The organism is Vibrio profundi (assembly GCF_043642225.1).
Lineage (GTDB): Bacteria > Pseudomonadota > Gammaproteobacteria > Enterobacterales > Vibrionaceae > Vibrio > Vibrio profundi_A.
In genome coordinates this window covers 34,863-54,213 of the sequence record NZ_JBHZSF010000017.1, presented here as the reverse complement: position 1 = coordinate 54,213, position 19,351 = coordinate 34,863, and the positions used below count along the sequence as shown (strand labels likewise).

At 43.4% G+C, this 19,351-nt stretch carries 16 protein-coding genes; 9 read left to right on the top strand and 7 right to left on the bottom strand.

Annotated features, from left to right (window positions below; all coding sequences use genetic code 11):
- Positions 1–40: 40 nt before the first annotated feature.
- Positions 41–2,380, top strand: a complete 2,340-nt coding sequence (locus tag ACHUFI_RS19765; protein WP_394252289.1) for a bifunctional diguanylate cyclase/phosphodiesterase — start codon at positions 41–43, stop codon at positions 2,378–2,380.
- A gap of 68 nt (positions 2,381–2,448) precedes the next feature.
- Here ACHUFI_RS19765 and ACHUFI_RS19760 read toward each other — a convergent pair whose 3' ends face one another.
- Together ACHUFI_RS19760 and phhA are read right to left on the bottom strand one after the other, a co-directional pair.
- A complete protein-coding gene (locus tag ACHUFI_RS19760; protein ID WP_394252287.1) occupies positions 2,449–2,781 on the bottom strand; it encodes a 4a-hydroxytetrahydrobiopterin dehydratase in 333 nt (110 codons plus the stop codon).
- Positions 2,774–3,565: a phenylalanine 4-monooxygenase gene (phhA, locus tag ACHUFI_RS19755; RefSeq protein ID WP_394252285.1), complete on the bottom strand. Its 792-nt coding sequence runs from the start codon at positions 3,563–3,565 to the stop codon at positions 2,774–2,776. Before phhA ends, ACHUFI_RS19760 begins: the two co-directional genes overlap by 8 nt.
- Before the next feature lie 220 nt (positions 3,566–3,785).
- On the opposite strand from phhA, the gene ACHUFI_RS19750 reads away from it, so the two are divergent.
- Together ACHUFI_RS19750 and ACHUFI_RS19745 are read left to right on the top strand one after the other, a co-directional pair.
- The gene (locus tag ACHUFI_RS19750) at positions 3,786–5,747 is read left to right on the top strand and encodes an acetoacetate--CoA ligase (protein ID WP_394252283.1); all 1,962 of its coding nucleotides are present in this window, start codon (positions 3,786–3,788) and stop codon (positions 5,745–5,747) included.
- Positions 5,748–5,830: 83 nt separating this feature from the next.
- Positions 5,831–6,757, top strand: a complete 927-nt coding sequence (locus ACHUFI_RS19745; protein ID WP_394252281.1) for a LysR family transcriptional regulator — start codon at positions 5,831–5,833, stop codon at positions 6,755–6,757.
- Between the two features lie 6 nt (positions 6,758–6,763).
- Here the strand turns inward: ACHUFI_RS19745 and ACHUFI_RS19740 are convergent, their stop codons facing one another.
- The 3 genes from ACHUFI_RS19740 to ACHUFI_RS19730 all read right to left on the bottom strand — a co-directional run bounded on the left by ACHUFI_RS19740 (position 6,764) and on the right by ACHUFI_RS19730 (position 10,133).
- Positions 6,764–7,657, bottom strand: coding sequence for a YjjW family glycine radical enzyme activase (locus ACHUFI_RS19740; protein WP_394252279.1), 894 nt, complete (start codon positions 7,655–7,657; stop codon positions 6,764–6,766).
- Between the two features lie 19 nt (positions 7,658–7,676).
- Positions 7,677–9,218: a YjjI family glycine radical enzyme gene (locus tag ACHUFI_RS19735; RefSeq protein ID WP_394252277.1), complete on the bottom strand. Its 1,542-nt coding sequence runs from the start codon at positions 9,216–9,218 to the stop codon at positions 7,677–7,679.
- 303 nt (positions 9,219–9,521) lie between these two features.
- Complete coding sequence (locus ACHUFI_RS19730; RefSeq protein WP_394252342.1) at positions 9,522–10,133, bottom strand: class I SAM-dependent DNA methyltransferase; 612 nt, start codon at positions 10,131–10,133, stop codon at positions 9,522–9,524.
- A gap of 165 nt (positions 10,134–10,298) precedes the next feature.
- Here ACHUFI_RS19730 and ACHUFI_RS19725 point away from each other — a divergent pair, with 165 nt between their 5' ends.
- Entirely contained in the window at positions 10,299–11,177 is an 879-nt protein-coding gene (locus ACHUFI_RS19725; protein ID WP_394252275.1) for a LysR family transcriptional regulator, read from the top strand.
- A gap of 199 nt (positions 11,178–11,376) precedes the next feature.
- Complete coding sequence (locus ACHUFI_RS19720; RefSeq protein WP_394252273.1) at positions 11,377–12,270, top strand: cation diffusion facilitator family transporter; 894 nt, start codon at positions 11,377–11,379, stop codon at positions 12,268–12,270.
- 10 nt (positions 12,271–12,280) lie between these two features.
- Here ACHUFI_RS19720 and yddG read toward each other — a convergent pair whose 3' ends face one another.
- On the bottom strand, positions 12,281–13,201 hold the full coding sequence (yddG, locus tag ACHUFI_RS19715; RefSeq protein WP_394252271.1) for an aromatic amino acid DMT transporter YddG: 921 nt from the start codon (positions 13,199–13,201) through the stop codon (positions 12,281–12,283).
- A 152-nt stretch (positions 13,202–13,353) separates the two neighbouring features.
- On the opposite strand from yddG, the gene ACHUFI_RS19710 reads away from it, so the two are divergent.
- Positions 13,354–15,501 (top strand): diguanylate cyclase domain-containing protein, encoded by a 2,148-nt coding sequence (locus ACHUFI_RS19710; protein WP_394252269.1) that lies wholly within the window; start codon positions 13,354–13,356, stop codon positions 15,499–15,501.
- Here ACHUFI_RS19710 and yjjG read toward each other — a convergent pair.
- The gene (yjjG, locus tag ACHUFI_RS19705) at positions 15,490–16,164 is read right to left on the bottom strand and encodes a pyrimidine 5'-nucleotidase (RefSeq protein ID WP_394252267.1); all 675 of its coding nucleotides are present in this window, start codon (positions 16,162–16,164) and stop codon (positions 15,490–15,492) included. The two genes, ACHUFI_RS19710 and yjjG, sit on opposite strands and share 12 nt — an antisense overlap.
- A gap of 101 nt (positions 16,165–16,265) precedes the next feature.
- On the opposite strand from yjjG, the gene ACHUFI_RS19700 reads away from it, so the two are divergent.
- The 3 genes from ACHUFI_RS19700 to yiaY all read left to right on the top strand — a co-directional run bounded on the left by ACHUFI_RS19700 (position 16,266) and on the right by yiaY (position 18,884).
- Positions 16,266–17,180 (top strand): LysR family transcriptional regulator, encoded by a 915-nt coding sequence (locus tag ACHUFI_RS19700; protein ID WP_394252265.1) that lies wholly within the window; start codon positions 16,266–16,268, stop codon positions 17,178–17,180.
- A gap of 137 nt (positions 17,181–17,317) precedes the next feature.
- On the top strand, positions 17,318–17,458 hold the full coding sequence (locus tag ACHUFI_RS19695; protein WP_394252263.1) for a hypothetical protein: 141 nt from the start codon (positions 17,318–17,320) through the stop codon (positions 17,456–17,458).
- 277 nt (positions 17,459–17,735) lie between these two features.
- Entirely contained in the window at positions 17,736–18,884 is a 1,149-nt protein-coding gene (gene yiaY / locus ACHUFI_RS19690) for an L-threonine dehydrogenase (protein WP_394252261.1), read from the top strand.
- Positions 18,885–19,351: the final 467 nt, after the last annotated feature.

Sequence of the window (19,351 nt, the reverse complement as noted above, 5' to 3'; positions counted from 1 at the left end):
TGGTTACAGAACAATTAGTCTCATATGGTTTATAGGAATTTTGACTGCGATTGCCAGTTTCCTTACGATCGGCTTCTATGAATCCCGTCGGCTTCAAGATCAACTCGACATCCAGTTTGATAATAAAATCAAAGCACTCAATGCTTCTTTTGAGTCTGTCAGTAACCTAATGAACTCAACACGAGCATTTCTTCTTCATGCTAATAGCCCCTCTCAAACTCAGTTTCAGCATTACTTAGACCAAAAAACAGGAATAGATTCGGGTATCCAGTCTATTCTTTGGGCCCCAAAGACATCGCCGCACAATATTCCCAGCCTTGAGCAGCAAGCTAAAAAGCAAGGTCACCTAGGGTATCGCGTCCAATATAATCCTCAAGTTTCTAAAGTCTGTAACAGCCCATTTAACCAAGCTCTTTTCCCCGCATTTTATGTCTCCCCACAATTTGAAGGTAGCGATGCACTGGGAATCAGCATCGACGCCAATTGTGCCGATATCTCAGCGATGTCTAAAGCGTTTTCAACTGGAAACCTGATTGCACAAAACGTGCAGCAAGATGGTTATCCCGGTAGCAAGCTGTACCTACATGTGTCAGACCAAGACAATCAACTCGATGGATTCATTATCGCCAACATCACTTTCTACGAGTTTCTAGGCATTACTTGGCAAGACGAAGTGAACGCACAATCTTTAAATATCAACGTTTACTTAGCGTCAAATGTCGACTCTGCCCCTATTTTTCAATCTCATTTAAACAGTGACTTGATTAGAAAAACAGGACTCGAAAGAAAGGTCATTCGCACTAAAGATCTGTATATTCCCGCGCTAAATAGTACATGGCGAATTGAAGTCTCGACATTAGACAACAGCCACAGCACGCTTATCTATGGCGGTACTTGCATGCTGTTGATCTTACTGCTCACCTTCTCGGTTGCGTGGGGCGCGCGCTTCTACGCCCTTAGATTAGAGATTTCCAACAAGTTAGTTGAAGACAAAACACGCTCTATCGAGCAACAAGCCATCCGTGATGATCTGACGGGGTTGCATAACCGTCAGGCGCTGAACCAACACTTGTCAAAGAAGATCAAACAGATTCAGGATCCTGAAATTGACGGATTTTCCGTTCTATTCATTGATCTCGACAGGTTCAAAGTGATCAATGACTCTATGGGGCACCTCATTGGGGACTTAGTCTTGCAACAAGTCGCGAGTAGGCTAAACAAAAATACTCGCGACGGTGATATCTGTTTCCGCTTTGGGGGCGACGAATTCGTGGTGTGTCTTGATAATCACGTTGAACAAAAGACCTTACACGATATCGCACGACGATATAACGATCTGATTTCTCAACCGTACAAAATCAACGGGCGCATTTGTCATTTAGGGGCAAGTATCGGTGTCTCTCTTGTTACGGACCGTCGGTATACCCTAGCGCAAATATTGCGTGAGGCAGACACCGCGATGTACAAAGCGAAACGCTCGAGCAATGAGGGGGTTGTATTTTTCGATGACGCCATGTTTGTTCAAGCAAAACAGAGATTTACTCTTGAGCAAGAACTGACTCTCGCCACGGAGCAACAGCAGTTATCTCTCGCTTATCAACCTATATTTTGTCAGAAAACACAAAGCTTCAAAGGCATCGAAGCGCTTATTCGCTGGGAACATCATGATTTTGGTTCGATTTCTCCTGCCGACTTCATCCCTATCGCCGAGGAAACAGGGTTGATCATTAGAATTGGCGATTGGGTTGTGAAAGAAGCCTGTCGAACCTTAGAGCAACTTTGGCTAAACCCACTGATCACTGATGTGCCGAGGATCAACATCAACGTCTCTGCAAAGCAGTTTGAATCGAATCATATTGTGCACACGCTACTCAATGAATTACACCATTCAAATTTCCCAGCACATTTGCTCGGCGTCGAGATTACCGAATCTCTATTGTTGAGTAATTCTGAATGCACCATTGAGGCGCTTGAGGAGATTCGCAAGCTCGGCGTTACCATCTACCTGGATGATTTTGGTTCCGGCTTCTCTTCTCTGTCTGTTCTGTGCGATTACCCTATCGACATTCTAAAAATGGACAAAACCTTCATCGATAATATTGACCAACCAAGTCATAAGTCGAGCAAGTTGTGCAAAGCCATTATCAACATGGCACATACTATTTCACTAAAAGTGGTCGCGGAAGGCGTCGAAACTGATACTCAACTTTCAATATTGAATGGGTTCGGCTGCGACTACATCCAAGGGTATTTAAAATCCAAGCCCGTGAGCTTAAAAGAAGTGATCGCCCTATTTGAAAATAATAGTGCGAGTAACGATGCGAGCTTAACAGGTGAGCCTAAGGTTTCCGCTCAAGTAACAGACATGAAAATAGCTTGATAAGATATGAAGGGGAACTTATCAAGCTAGGAGGTAATTCAGTTTAAAGAGATGTGACGAAAAGGGATTTATTCAATCAATGAATCGCATTTAGCTGCGCAGATAAAGTCATTCTTATGTAGCCCTTTAATAGAATGACTCCACCATGTTACTGTCACTTTTCCCCATTCCAATAAAATCGAAGGGTGATGGAATTCATCTTCTGCCAATTCAGCGACTCGATTACTAAATGCCCACGCCAATTTAAAGTTTTTGAATTTGTAGACTTTTTCTAACTGAGGAATCGAATCCCTTTCAAGCATTGTCCAGCCATTAAGCTCTGTCAAAAGTAACTCTCGTTCTTCCTTCGACAGCGCCATAGCATCCACGCTACAAGCTTCACAACGTAATTCATCAAGCATGTGTTACTTCCTTTGGTTCAAATAGTGGTGGGTATAATTCAAGTGCCATCGCCTGATGAACGCTTTCCATCAGATCCATTTGGCTTAACTGGTAAAGGTCCGAAATGTCACTTAACTCATAATAAACCGGCTGCATAATATCGATTCTATAAGGGGTCCTAAGCACATCTGAGACCTTGAATGCTTTTCGAAGCGCAACCTCGCTTTCTAGCGAATACACGGTTTCTCCAGGAGAAGACAATACGCCTCCGCCATAAATTTTTGTTTGGCCGTTTTCTTTAACTAACCCAAATTCAACGGTGAACCAATACAAACGAGCTAAATATGCCCGTTCTTTACTGGTTGCAGTGACGCCCAATTGGCCATATCGATGCGTGAACGAAGCAAAGTCAGGGTGAGTAAGCATTGCACAATGACCAAACACCTCATGAAAAAAATCAGGTTCTTGCAAATAATCAAACTCTTCACGGCTTCTCAAAAACGTAGCCACTGGAAATTTTTTCTCAGACAGCAGGCCAAAAAACCGATCAAAATTAATCAACGCAGGTACAGGTTCAACTCGCCAGCCCGTTTTCTCCATCAATACGCGATTAATGTCTGGTAATTGTGGAACCCGATCCACCGACAGGTTTAGCGTTTCCAAACCTTCAAGATAAGCACGGCACGCGCGGTCTTCTACGACGGATAACTGCCGAGTCAGCAAGTCACGCCATATCAAATCTTCTTCATGGCTCCAATCGACAATCCCTGCCGCATTTACTGGCTTGGAATGATACTTACTCATCACTCCCTCCTTTCCAATTGAGTTACTTTTAAGCCTATCTACTCGATTTGTTCCTGCCAATGGTTGGTGGAATTTTAAACAAACAACATCTGTAACATTTATTTTACATTTGTAGTTTTTTACCTTATTTATCAGCAGGGTAAAATTTCGCCTTTTTTTGACATTCGAGGTTTTTATAACAAAACTAATACAATTAACGAATGGACTCTCAAGGAATGTTATGCCGTCTACTCAGCCAATTTGGGTGCCTACTCAGCAAAGAGTTCAGCAGTCGAATCTCAACGAATTTATTCAGCGACTCCAAAATAAAGTCGGTGGCATTGAAGATTACGCTCAGCTTCAAGCATGGTCAGTCAAGGACTCCGCTCAGTTTTGGCAAGAAGTCTGGAACTATTGTCAGCTAATCGGAGAGAAAGGAAACCTCACAACCATCGACGATGAGGCCAAGTGGGATACCTTTCTATCGGCTAGAGATACCCAATGGTTTCCTCAGGCTAAACTCAACTACGCAGAAAATTTATTGTCGTATTCGGAACAGTTAAGTGACGAGGTTGCGCTGATTTTCGAAAATGAAAATGGTGATGGTCACACTCTGACGTGGAAAGAATTGTCCGAAAAAGTCTCTTGCGTACAACAATGGTTACAACAGCAAGGGATCAAGCAAGGGGATGTCGTAGCCGGATACCTGCCTCACATCTCGGAAACTCTGATCGCTATGCTGGCAACGACAAGCCTTGGTGCGGTCTGGACATCTACCTCCCCCGACTTCGGCGTTGAGAGCGTTATTGAGCGATTTAGCCAAGTCCAACCTAAAGTGTTTTTCTGCTGTAACGGCTATTCCTTTAATGGCAAAACTTTCGATATGAGGGAAAAGAATCAAGCCATTATCGCTCAGCTCCCAAGCTTAATCTCAAACTGCGAGATCCACTATGCTGCTCAAGTCGATACATCGCCCATTGTTTTGTCGTGGAGCAACATGGAATCGTTAAACGCTCCTAAAGCACTAGGCTTTACTAGAGTTAGCTTCAATGATCCCCTATTCATACTCTACTCCTCCGGCACCACTGGAAAACCTAAATGCATTATTCACTCGGTCGGTGGTACGACTATAAACCACCTCAAAGAGCACCAATTACACTGTGATATCAAACCTAGAGATAGAGTCTTTTACTACACGACTTGCGGTTGGATGATGTGGAATTGGCATGTCTCTGCCCTAGCGAGTGGTGCGACTCTCGTCATATTTGATGGTAGCCCTATGTACCCATCTCCAAGCGTACTGTGGGGTTTAGCTTCTAAACATCAAATCACTTTATTTGGAACCTCTGCCAAATATTTAGAGGCCCTTCAAAAATCCGATTTTACGCCTTCAGACGTCTTTGATCTATCCGATTTAAAGACCTTATGTTCAACCGGCTCTGTGCTTTACCCAGAACAGTTCGATTTCGTGTACCAGAACGTCAAGCCCGATCTTCATCTTGCCTCTATTTCCGGCGGTACCGATATATGCGGGTGCTTTGTATTAGGCAACCCCATTAGCCCTGTCTTTAGGGGGGAGTGCCAAGGAAGTGGCTTAGGGTTAGATATAAGAGTGATGAACGAACATGGCCAACCTGTCGTGAATCAACGTGGAGAGCTCACCTGTCACAACAGCTTTCCTAACCAGCCTATCGGTTTTTGGAATGACGATGGTGAAAAGTATCATGCGGCATATTGGGATAAATTCGAAGGGATTTGGCATCATGGCGACGATGTTAAACAGACACCTGAATGCGGTATGCTTTTTTACGGAAGAAGTGATACAACTCTGAACCCTGGCGGAGTACGTATTGGTACAGGAGAAATCTACCAGCAAGTGAACGCAATGCCAGAGATCACCGACTCTATTGCCGTAGGACGCAAAGAACAGAACGATGAGTCCATCATACTTTTTGTACAAATGGCGGCTGAACAAGTTCTTGATGAAAAGACAGAAGCTCTCATTCGATCTTTACTTAGAAAGCAATGTTCACCAAGACATGTACCTAAATCGATTTACTCCATCAGCCAAATCCCAAAAACCAAATCAGGGAAGCTCGTCGAGCTAGCCGTTAAACAAATTGTCCATGGGCAAGAAGTCAAAAACATTGGTGCAATCGCCAACCCGGAAGTACTTGAAGAGATCGAGCAAGTCATTTCATAACTCTCACCTGGCGATAAATCTATTGTTCTTATATGCTCAGTAAACGTTATACTAAGTTCGTTATCATTTACTGAGCTATTTCAATGGATTACCTGCATTTATCCCGCGTAAGTTTAAAGCACTTAACCGCGCTTCACATCATGCTCAATACGCATAGTGTTACCCTGACTGCCGATCAACTCTGCGTTAGTCCATCAAGTGTCAGTAAAACTTTAACGCAACTTAGAGGTTTGCTCAGAGACGAGCTTTTTTATCGAGATGGAACCAAGCTCATCCCGACACCTTTCGCGATTCAAATTGCCCCGACAGTTCACGCAATATTGTCGAGTATGAACGGGCTATTGCACCAAAAAAGCTTTTCTCCTGTCGAGTACCAAGGAAGCTTTAGCCTAGCGATGCGTGAAAGCACATTTGAGTTGTTTGCGCCAATAATAGGTAACATCACCACTCAGTCAGCGCCAAAAGCTTCTTTAACGGTTTATTCGAAGGAACAGTTGGGGTTTGATGCTTTACTCAGTGGGCAAATCGACTTTATCTTACTGCCGCACGATATAAGCCAGCCGCCAACCAATAATAAAGATTTAGTGTGGCAAACCATTCATTCAGACGAAATGATCTGCTTGATGGACGCTGCTCATCCGCTTGCCAAGCAACCACTCACCATCGAGAATTATCTGGACTATCAACATGTCGCCATTCTTGATAAAGAGCTGTCTCAACCTTACTTCGAGCAGCACTTAGTGCAGCAACACAAAGCCAGAGAGATCGCCGTAACAGTCTCTGATTTTGGCTCTGCGGCAGTCATGTGCCATCATACGGAATTACTCTTCACCTGCTCTAAGGCTTGGTCTCAGAAAGCTCTTCAAGCAAAGGGACTCATTAGCAAACCCCTTCCATTCGACTATGGAAAAGTCGCCTACAGCTTGGTATGGAGTAAACCTAATATGAACGATCAAGCGATGAAATGGTTAAGGGATCAATTCCTAGAAAGCTCTCTACCTGTTCAATAACTGAGGTTAAACATATACGCTTGGCGTGATAATGGGCCGTTGCACAAACACAGATAGCTGCTCATGGAATGCGCTCATTTGTTCTTCGCTACACTTTGGCCATTCTAACGCTTCACCCTGAACACCATGATGCTGAAACGCATTCAGGCGGATTTGCACTTTCGGCGGTAAACGCTTTAGGTATTCGCCAACCGCAACAACTTCACTATCTAGGTCGCTTTTCCCCGGAATATGAAGTAAACGAACCTCATGCAATTTGTCGTGATCGGCGAGCCATTGAATAGACTTAAACACTCGGTGGTTACTTCTGCCTACTAACCATTGGTGGGTATCGTCTTGCCACGACTTCAAATCCACCATTACACCGTCTAAGTAGGGCAAAACACGCTGCCACCCACTGATAGGGAGTGAACCATTGCTGTCGATAAAACAGGTTAAGTGAGAGAGCTCTTCGTTTTCTTTTATTGCTTTAAACAGGTCGATAATGAAAGGCAACTGCATTGTTGCTTCACCACCGGATACCGTTACGCCATTCAAGAAAAAGCGATTGAAGTGGATGAGTTTGACAACCTCAGTGACGGACATCTGGGTGATTTTGGGGCTGGATTTATGATCACAAACTTCAATGCACTTGTCACAGTGAGTACATTTCGTCGCATCCCATTCAACATGGCCACGTTCATTTATACTAAGCGCACCGCTCGGACAAGGTTCAACACAGTCACCGCAATGATTACAGTGATTAATGGTGTGAGGATTGTGGCATGTGATGCAATCAAAATTGCAACCTTGCAGAAAAAGCACCAAGCGATTTCCAGGTCCGTCAACACAAGAGAAGGTCAGCACACGGCTGACCTTCGCTTGTTTTTCTGTCTTATTATTTTTAATAACCCTAGCCATGAGTTGTTAGATCAGAAAACTATTCATAAACCGGAGACATCTCAATACTTGCGACTCTCGGTTTACGGTCCAGAATGCCGGTATTTTTCGCTGCCTCATTCCCAAGAAATGTCGTGTTAGTGCGAGACCCTTCGTCGTCGTACTTAGCAATTTCAGACAACTTGATCATGTACCCTGTTACACGGACTAGATCGTTGGAAGCAACGTTAGCGGTAAACTCGCGATAACCTGCATGAATGGCACCTTTGCATAAGTTGAACATTGCCTCAGGGTTCGACTTAACCGTCTCATCGATCGTCAAGATATCGCTGATCCCCGATGTATAAAACTGGTGATGCCCTGCCGTAGCGCGCACGTAAGAAACCGGATCAGGCTCTGTACCATAAGGAATTCGCACACCTGGTGTCACATCCTTATCTAAGCTGATGCCACCTTGGGCGTGCAATAAGGCTTTGCCATCCAACCCATATTTTACCGGCATAGAATCCACTAGCTTAGCCAGTTTCTCTGAAATGGTGTGCCCTAGTTGATTCGCTTTTTCGCCGTGTCCGTAACGTTCATGACAACCTTCTTTTTCCATTAGGTTGTTGACCGCTTCTGCCATACCGTATATGCCAAACATAGGCGCAAAACGAGCTTCTTCGATTAAGCCCTCTTTTGTTAAGAAGCCTTCAAAGAAATTGGATTTTTCGTGTAAGAATTCACTACGCACATCCATCAGCTCAACCATTACTTGGCTATAGCTAGGAAGCGTTTCTTCTAGAAACTCCTGAATGTTGTTAGCCTTCAACGCAACTTCTTTAAGGTTCATTCTAACCAATGTATTAGAACCACCCGCTAGAGGAAGCGAGTTGTAGCAACTTACAATGCCAAATCGCTTGTCACCATACGCGCCTGCGTGTGCTGGGTAGTTGGCAATGTGGGGCTTGCTGCACTCACATATATTCGAAGCCGCTTGACGAAGTAAATCGTCTGGGGTCACCGCTGGGTCATACATGAATGTTAGATTTGGCGCGATCTGCTTCAGTTCCGCATCGACTTTAAGAATCGTGCGACATACGATGTTGTCTGAAGGGCCAATATTCACATGCATAAATGCATCCGGTAAGGTGCGATCTAACATGATCCAGAATAGTTTCAGCTTTTGATAGACCTGTTCATCCGTCAAATCCCCAACAAACGGCATCAACACATCATCAAGTTGGCCAAGATAAACTGGGATTGAGGTCACCGATGGCACGTGATGATACAAGATCGTCAGCATATTCAATGCTTCATCAAAATTGGTCGCCGCGTTAAGTTCTAAATACTTTGAGCCTTGATGTAAGTACTTAGAATAATCGGGTAAGACATAACGCGGCTTAAATGGTGCATGGCCCTCAAACATATCGCACAACACCCCTTCTTCAAGGGCGAGCTTAGCTTCAGCGCTTATTTCCATGTATGGAAGGCTAGCTTCTGCCTCTAACGCCAAGTAATTGGATTTTTGTTTTGGAGATAAGTTAGCGTCAGAAATAATGTCCGAGAAACGTTTTTGCAATTGAGAATGTTCGTGGCTCATAAATTACCCCTTTTGTTGTTATGGTCTTATTTTACTTACCCTTAGTCATTTCCACTAATGAAGTATAATTAACAATTAATTTCCAATTTGGAAAACGAGTACTTTGCGACCAACTTTCTAAATTTGGTAAAAACCGCGACGTTTCTAATATGGGCAGGAATGGGTTTAAGCATTAGGGTTAAGGTTTGTTGGTGGCAAAAAAATAGCCCTTGGCGAAAACACCAAAGGCTATTTTTTAATCACGCTAACGTCATGATGAGCGATTAGGAAGAATCCAAAACAAATACCGCTTACCGATGATTGTTACTCGTAATGAACCGTACTGCTCATTGAAGATTTGTAGCCAACGCCCATTAAGACAAGGCGCTTACCTTTCTTTGTATCTATGGAAAATGGCGTGGTCACTTCCACATTAGAAAAGCCAGCTGCAGTTAATACGTTAATAGATTTCGCACGTGTTAAACCAAACTCTTCATCATCACTTTCTACGCACCAATCCCAATGTACGAACAAACCGTCCTCTTCAAGCAGAGTATAAATCATGCTCACAGTGTCTTGCAGATTTGGGATAAAACCGCACACCGATGACGCCACGACAGCATCAAATTGATTTCTAAACGCAGGGTGCTGAGCGGCAATACCTCGTGTAAGAAAATCCACAACCGGCTCAACGTTGGATAACTCTTTTTTATCGAGTTCTTCAATCATTGCTTCTGAGCCATCGATAGCAACAATTTCTTTAACTAAAGGAGAAAGTTTTTGGCTCAATAGTCCCGTACCACAACCAAAATCTAAAACACGGGTTCCATCTAGATCAATAAGCTTTTGCAATTGCTCAAATACTGATTGCGCGAATACACCAGTCGCTTGGTCTTTTTCCCAATCTTGTGCGTATTCGTCCCATTCGTTCGCCATCATGGCCTCCATCATTACTTCTTGTATATTAGGAACCCTCTCAGGGTAAACTAAATTGTCCTTTCCGTCATAGAGTTATCACCCAATGATGGATAAATTCTAAGATAACTAGCACAATAATCGATTATTATACTGGTTGCCCCCTGTTATTTCATTGGACATTACATGAACCTCTCTCAAATCCAAGCCTTTTGCTCTGTTGCCGATCTAGGCTCTGTTTCTGAAGCCGCTCGCCAGCTCGAGTGCAATCGAACCAAATTAAGCATGGCGATTAAAGCGTTGGAAAAAGAGTTAGACGTGGAGTTGTTCGTTCGTTCTGGTAATCATGTGACCTTATCGGAAGCCGGTAAAGCCGTTTACAAAGATTGCGAAAGCATGTTGGTGACCGCAGCCAGAATCAAGCAAACGTGCGCTCAAGTTTCAGGGGAGTTTAACGCCGAAATATGGATCGCTCGAGATGACTCATTGCCCGATGACATGTGGCAGGATTTATCCCATAGACTCAATAACCGCTATCCTTCAACTTCCTTTAACATTGTGCTTGCCTCAAGTGGTGACCTTGCCAACCTTGTAGAAACTCAACAGGTCGATTTCGCTTTTGGTGTTGATTATGAGCGTGTAGATGACCCTCGTATCACTTATAACCCTCTGGGCAAAATACGCTTAATGTCTGTGTGTAAGAAAGGACACCCACTCAGCGCAATGCGCCGAGTTTCAGACGAAGAACTGCGGAACGCTATGCAAGCGACCATGGTTTACCTTAATGAAAAAGATAACCCAGAACTCGAACCTTTTTCCCGCCGTTATATCGGTTTCTCTAGCTTTGACTACATGCTGGATACCATCTTAAAAGAAGAAGCTTGGGGGGTACTCCCTGAGCCATTAATTCGACATCTACTAAGAAAACAAGAGATCGCGGTTATCAAACACACTTATGGTCTTACGCAAGAAGATTACTGTATGTTTACTGCCGCGGGCATGTCTGAGCACCCAGGAATGAGTTGGCTCGCAGACAAGCTCAGTGACTACTTATTCGATTTCTAAAGGTTTATTTGCATTTCCAGCTTGCTCACAAATCAGTCAGCGTCAAAATTACTGCCAGCACCTGATTTATTTAACCCTTTGAAATATAAATACTTATACAAATCACATTAAAGAAGGACTATTCGTCGCTTCGATAAAACATTGTAAATTTTCCTACGTATGCGAACAATTGAAGTGTGTTCAAACGTAGGAAATCAACATGTGTGACAGGAAAAGCCAAAATGAAAACCGTGTACTGACCTTCTCAGCCCTTTTAGCATCTGGGTTTGCATTGGGGGGCTTGATACTTGGTCTTATGGTTGGCTCACTGGTTATCATGTTTGATGGTGTCTACTCTCTAATCAGTTTGCTGTTAACTTTATTGTCACTAGCAGCCTCTCGTTACATCAATCGTCCTTCTGACTCAAACTTCCCTTTTGGCCGTGCAGTAATAGAACCAATTGTTATCGCAATCAAGGCCTTGGTCATTTTACTTGTTGTGGGTTATTCATTGTATTCAGCGATCGTCGCGTTATTTTCAGGTGGGCGCGAAGTTGACGCTTCCATTGCAACGCTTTTCGGTGTCGTCAACGTAATTGGTTGCGGATACGCTTGGTGGTACATCGCGAGAAAAAGTCGCCATTTTTCATCAGGCTTAATCAGTGCGGAATCGAAACAGTGGCAAATGGATACACTTTTAAGTGTGGCGGTTACAGCCGGTTTTGTGGTGGCATGGATGGTAGCACTATCACCATTTAGCCAATACGCAGTTTACGCGGATCCCCTGATGATGCTGTTAATGTCTTTCTACTTTATTAAAGTGCCTTTCGACATGCTGAAAGAAGCAATGAGAGAGTTACTGATGATGTCAGCAAACAAAGAGATATGCGAAACCGTCGATCAAAATGTTATTGCCGTTGATAAAGACGCTCAGCAGGATTTAGAGCTGACGGGAGTCACTAAGGTAGGTCAAGAGCTACGTGTGAACGTGGATATTCACAGCGACACGGATACGATTGAAGTCGATGAACTAGAAAGAACGCGCCGCCGATTGCAACGCCGTCTTTCTCAATTACCCTACGACCTTCAACTCAATTTGAATATTGCGAGTTAACGACTCGCAATCATGGCAGGTCGTGTTGTTGGACAGATTGCACTTCTTTTCTCTCTCGAGTCACCCACCAACAAGCAAAAGAACCAAGAGTCACCATAACGACACCCTGCCAAAAAGTGCCTGTTAACGAAATCCCTAAGATTAGCGATGAAAGGAAGGTAGAAAAAATCGGGGTAAAATAAGATAACGTCGCGAGTAAAACCATATTCCCGCCCAGAATCGCGACATTCCACAACGCATAGCCTGATCCCATGACTAACCCAGCGAGCAACAAGTCGATACTCGCTTCGACCGTAAATTTCATCCCAGTTTCATTGCTCAGTGCATATTGAATCCAGAGAGTCATTGCCGTCGCGATGAAAAACAGCACAATCGCATTTTGTCCCTTCGCCACTTTTTGAGTGAAATTACAATACACCGCCCAGATTATTGCACCAAAGAACGCCATTGAGTATGTCGCAGGGTTAGTGGCGATATTCGCGGAGATTTGACTAACCGAAAGCCCTTGCTCCCCACTGATGCTCCAGGCCACGCCAAAGAAAGCCACAAAGATACTTGGATAAACAAAAGTATTGGTTTTCTTCTTGCTCATCATAACGGCAACCAATACTGTCATCGCTGGCCATAAGTAATTAATCACCGCCATTTCTACTGCTTGATGCCTATCGTTTGCCATACCCAAAGCTAGGGACAAAAAGATCTCGTAGCACACAAACATCGCTCCACCAGCAATGAGGTAAGTTTTTGAAAACTTACGAATGTCAGGCAGCCCCATCACCAATATTAGAAACAATGAGCTGACCGTATACATCGATGCAGCGCCACCTATTGGCCCAAGCTGTTCTGAAACATTTCTTGATAGTGCCATTAGGCAACTCCAAAGCAATATTGCTAAGCAGCCAAATACTGTAAACCGATGACGAGCGAACATGATAAATCCTAAACTATTGAGTAGTAAAACAAAGTGCTTATCAAGCAGCGCGTATCATACCTCCCATCGGAATAAATGATAGGTTTAACTTTTCACCACATACAATACGACGCACAATATCTATCTTTCTACTCTTCCCGTGTATTTGATTTATGAAGCCTGCTCAGCATTTTGTCCACTCTATATGTCAGCGACTCAACGATGTAATTGAGGCAGCAAGTGCCCAGCAGATACAATGCATTCAATCGGAATTGGAACATGAAGCCCTTGTGAGAGAGCTCAGCATTCCTGGTTCAGTAACATTCTTTTTCCAAGGTTTTCGCACACTCAGGGAAGGTCTCATCCCAGAGGCTCTGAATAAGTTTGCTACCGCGTTAAGCCGTTGTAACAACAGCGAAATACCAGGGATGAAATACTATGTAGAATACGGAGTAGGTGTCGCTTTGGTTCGATTAAGCAGCTACTCCGAAGCCATTGTCGCTTTTACAAAAGCTCGAGAGTGTCATTCGTTAGGCAATGACAAACTGACTTGTCGCATAGACAACAACCTCGGTTACATCTTTCTTGAAACTGAGGATTACTCCAAAGCACACTATTACTTTGACCTCGCGTTCAAACAAAATTCCGAGCCAAGTTCTATCACCTCAATGCCCGTTCTGAGCAACTTAGCGTTCGTCAACACTAAACTCGGCAACTACCAAAAAGCTGACGAGCTATTTGCCTTGTATCGAAACGCACTGAAGCAATATCCGAACGTGATCGGCGAATATTTTTATTTCAGCGCCTATGCTTCCCACTTGGAAATAAATCAGGATATTAACGCAGCATTGAACGCGTTTACCCGTGCGATAGAATGTGCCAGATCGCTTAATGAAACGTTCTTTCTAATCTGTACCTTAAAAGAGTACTGCGCTTGTGCCGTCGAACATCAACACTTCAACAAGCTTGAGCCTTACCTTAGCCAAGCCATTGAACTGACAGAACAATACAGTGACTCGGCTTCGCTCAAGTTTTTTGCAGAGGTATTGGTTACGCTCAGCCAATATGAACATGACCTCAAGAAAAAGCACCGGATGGTGGCTCAAGCGTTTGAGCTGCAATCAAAAGCGCTACAACAGCACTCAGACAGTAACCATAAAGCCGTTTCTCAGCTCTATCGATTACACTCGGAAAGGCCTGAATTAGAAAATGCTCAGTCGCTTGCTAAAAACTTAACTCTGATTTCCTCATTTGGTGAATACCTAAGTTCACACGCAGACTTCACGGATATGGTAATGAGGTTATATAAAGATCTTAATACCATCATGCCAGTAGACTGCCTAGCCATTGGAATGTATGACCCATTCAATAATGTTTTGGAGTACAACCAGTTTGTCGATTTAGGAGAGTTGCTGCCACCATTCTCGATTCAATGTTCTAATGAATCGACGCTGAGTACCTATTGCATCAACAACAAGACGCCCTATATTCATGGGCAGTTCTCGTCATCAGTATTAAATCAGCTGCTAGACAAAACACCTACCGAGCAAGCCTTTGTCGGCAAGACAGATGAAGACTACCCGTCGGTTATCATGGTCCCTTTAATACTGGAGAATTCGGTACTTGGCGTGCTAACGATTCAAACGCATCAACACCACGCGTATCAGGATTATCACTTTTCCTTGGTCAAGCATTTGTGTTCATACATCGCCATCGACATTCAGAATAAGCTTCAAAAAAAGCAGTTAGAAGCTCAGAAAAAAGAACTCAAGGCGCTCGTACAAATTGATCCATTAAGTGGTTTATTGAACCGCTTGTCACTGAACCGTTCGTTAGACCGTTGGCGTAATGAAAACCGACAGGAGCACTCGCTATCGGTACTTTTGATTGATATCGACTACTACAAACAGTTCAATGATAGCTATGGGCATGTGCGCGGTGACGAAGTGTTGGTTCAAGTCGCCACATTACTCAAGCGCTGTTTCGACGAAAGGTACGATAAAGTTTTCCGTTATGGGGGGGATGAATTTCTTATTTTGTCTAAGGCTCAATCAAAGCCTTTACTTGAAACCAAAATAAAAGACTTACTTTTTTCAGTCAAAGCTCAAATGATAGAGCACAAGAGCTCGCTATGTAGCGATCATCTCACACTGTCTATCGGAGGCGCGGTGTTCCCAAACCATATGTTGGGTCATTATTCTAACGAAGGCATGCTGCATCAAGCAGATGAGGCGCTATATAAAGTGAAAAGGAAAGGCAGAGATGGCGCACACATTGAGTACGCCAAAATCATAGAACATACAGGCAAACTAACCGAGTAAAATCCCTTGTAGTTCTTTAAGACAAGTCACTTGATAGCTAGGTTTGACCCCTTCAGGGGCTTCACTTTCTGCGGTATTTAACCAACAAGTTTCAATGCCAAAATTCATCCCGCCAAGAATATCGGAATGCGGGTTATCCCCCACCATTAACATTCTTTGCTTTTCTGGCTCGCCAACAACTCGATGAGCATGAGAAAAAATACCGGCATCAGGCTTAGCAATACCCACTTCTTCGGAAATGATCACATGCTTAAAGTAATCGGTCATTCCCATCTTTTCTAAACGGATCGCTTGAAGCTCGGTAAAGCCATTGGTAATAATTCCCATATTGACTTTGCCATGAAGAGATTCAATCAGCTCTTTCGCGCCAGGTAATAAAGTACAGATGTCCGCCATTGCGGCCAAAAATGCGGTGTTTAACTCTGCAGTCGTCGTTTCTAATTTCTTTGCCCATATTTCAAATCGGGTATGTTTCAACTGATGGGCATCAATGACGCCATTTTGGTAATCCACCCATAAAGGCAAGTTGACTTGTTGGTAGTCATGATAATCCTGCTTAGAAAATTCAATTCCAAATCGAGAAAACATTAACTGCATGCCTTTGAAAGAGTCAAAGTGAAACAAGGTTTCATCCGCATCAAAAAAGATCCAATCGTACTTCATATTTGTTCCTTATCTAATTGGAGCTAAGTTTAAATTGTTTTATATTCATTGATAATACTCACTAAAAGAAACTTATTGTTGAGTTTTGGTCAACTAAATTTATGAATCACTTTTCTTGTATTCCTGTTTTTGTCACCGTTGTCGAATGCGGCAGCTTCTCACTTGCTGCCGAAAAACTCAATCTTACTAAGTCTGCGGTCAGTAAGCGCATCAACCAGCTAGAAGATCAACTTGGTACTAGGCTACTCAACCGAACCACTCGAAGGCTCAACCTGACAGAAGCAGGACTTCGCTATTACGATTACGCATCACAAGCGAATACATTAGCGAAAGAAGGGCTGGACGCCGTTAGCGAGCTACAAGGCTCCCCTCAAGGCAAGCTATCTATTACAGCTCCCATGTCTTTTGGCGTGCTTCATATCGCTCCGTTAATCGCTGAATTTCTTGAAGAGCACCCGCAAGTCGAGATTAACCTTTCGCTAGAGGATCAAATGGTCGATTTGATTGAAGGCGGCTTCGACATGGCGATTCGAATTGGAAACCTACCTGATTCAAACTTAGTCGCAAAACGTATTGCCCCCTGCTACAGCATGTTATGTGCTTCAGAGCTCTATCTTGAGAAGCACGGTGAACCAGAGAAGCCAAGTGACTTAGTCAATCATAACTGCCTACAGTATTCCTACTTTAAGGGCGGGAGTGAATGGTCGTTTGATGGCCCAACGGATAGGGTTAAGGTGCTTCCCAAAGGAAACCTCAAGGTCAACAACAGTGAAGCCATTCGACAAGCGCTACTTTCGGGATTAGGCATTGCTCAGCTCCCCACCTTTTTAGTTGGCAAAGACATCGCATCGAAAAAACTAAAGCCTATATTAAAAGGGTTTCCTTTACCGGAACATTCAATCTACGCTATGTTCCCAGAGCGAAAATACTTACCGTTAAAAGTTAGGGTGTTCGTTGACTTCCTCCATGCCAAGCTAGGTCAAGGCACACCACCTTGGGATGAGATTTATCGTTGATAACGTGACAAAACTAGCAACTTTCGACCAAACATATGCCTCAAGTGCATAATCTAAACGCAGGCATGATCGAGAACATCTTTTGTCACTTTGAAGGTTTATAGGATGAAGGAAATTCAACGCGAGGAGTTTAGTCTATGAAGCATTTCCTACCCTCATCTGTCATGCTGACACCCTTTTTAGTGAAGTATTACGATGATGACGAATCGCAGGAAAGTATCGACCAATCCGAAGTAGAAGAGCACGAACAAGACGGTGACTCTCTCTCCGATTCGTAATCAGTTATCTGCCCCAAAATCAAAAATTCAAAGGCCCAGCTCTCGCTGGGCTTTTTAAATTCTATCCGCATTGAAAACGGTACATCCCCTACTAAAGCATTTACTAAATCAATATCTAGAAAGTGACATTAGCTAAACGTTTGCTACATGATGAATATCACAAGCATAACCACAAAGAGGTATATTGGTTTTGATTGTTGTTTTAGATCAATATTTTATTTACATGGACTAGCGATGATAACTGCAATTCAAAACATAATATTTACGGAGTATTCCAATGGCGAGTGCATTTTTTATCCCTACAATCAATCTTATGGGTGCTGGCTGTCTAACAGACGCGATGGACAGTATTCAATCTCAAGGCTTTAAAAAAGGACTTATCGTTACTGATAAAGTACTAAACCAAATCGGTGTCGTTGGCCAGGTTCAGCAACTGCTCGAAGCACGCAGCGTCGACACTGTTGTTTTTGACGGAACCCAACCAAACCCAACCATTGGCAACGTTAATGCTGGACTGGCATTACTTCAAGAAAACGACTGCGACTTTGTTATTTCATTAGGTGGCGGTTCGCCACACGACTGTGCGAAAGGTATTGCGCTTGTAGCAAGCAATGGCGGAAAAATCGGTGACTACGAAGGCGTCGATCAATCAGCAAAACCTATGATGCCGCTTATCGCTATTAACACGACTGCAGGTACTGCATCAGAAATGACACGATTCTGCATCATCACAGATGAAGAACGCCACATCAAAATGGCAATTGTAGACAAACATACGACTCCACTCATTTCAGTGAACGATCCTGAACTCATGCTTGCAAAACCAGCTTCATTAACTGCAGCGACGGGGATGGATGCATTAACTCACGCTGTCGAAGCTTACGTATCAATTGCAGCAACGCCAATTACCGATGCTGTTGCAATTAAAGCGATTGAATTGATCCAAGCTCACCTACGCACAGCGGTAAGTAATGGTGAAGATATTGAAGCCCGTGAGCAAATGGCTTACGCGCAGTTCATGGCAGGTATGGCATTCAACAACGCATCACTTGGTTACGTTCATGCCATGGCACACCAACTTGGCGGTTTCTACGACCTACCTCATGGTGTTTGTAATGCGGTTCTTCTTCCTCATGTACAGCGCTACAACGCACAAGTATGCCCTGAGCGTCTACGAGATGTGGCAAAAGCAATGGGCGTTGATGTTGAAAACATGACAGCAGAGCAAGGTGCAGAAGCAGCATTAGAGTCAATCATGGAACTATCTAAGGCCGTAGGCATTCCTGCAGGCCTGAAAGATCTAGGTGCTAAGTCTGAAGATATTTCTATTCTTGCAGACAACGCACTGAAAGACGCGTGTGGCTTCACTAACCCGAAACAAGCAACTCATGAAGAGATTTCAGCCATTTTTGAAGCTGCAATGTAATGCTAAATAATGTCGTTAGCGACCTTAAAGGTTGGTTTCAGTTAGCCATCTAATACATACTCTTCGACATCCCTGCTATAAAATGCTCTTACCACGTAAGAGCATTTTTCCGCAAATGAACTCAACTTCCCCTCCCTACCCATTGGTCAAACCACCCAAAGAGATACCACCCTTAAATAATTGTCATGACATTGTCAATAGAAGTGGTAATTTGGTGATATTGATCACACAAAAAACAATACGAAGCTCTGTAACATAACAAATTAACATCCCACTAACTTTTCAGCATGACACCCTGTTTAATGATAATTCTAATGATAACTTTTTACATCTCAGTCAATTAGCGATCACTTATAAAGCACACCTCTCGTTAAAATCACCCAAAGGTTAAGATTCATATCCAAAATTCAATCGAAAGTACTCCGTTGAATATCACTTCTCTCTAATTTATGTTTCCGGTCGAACCA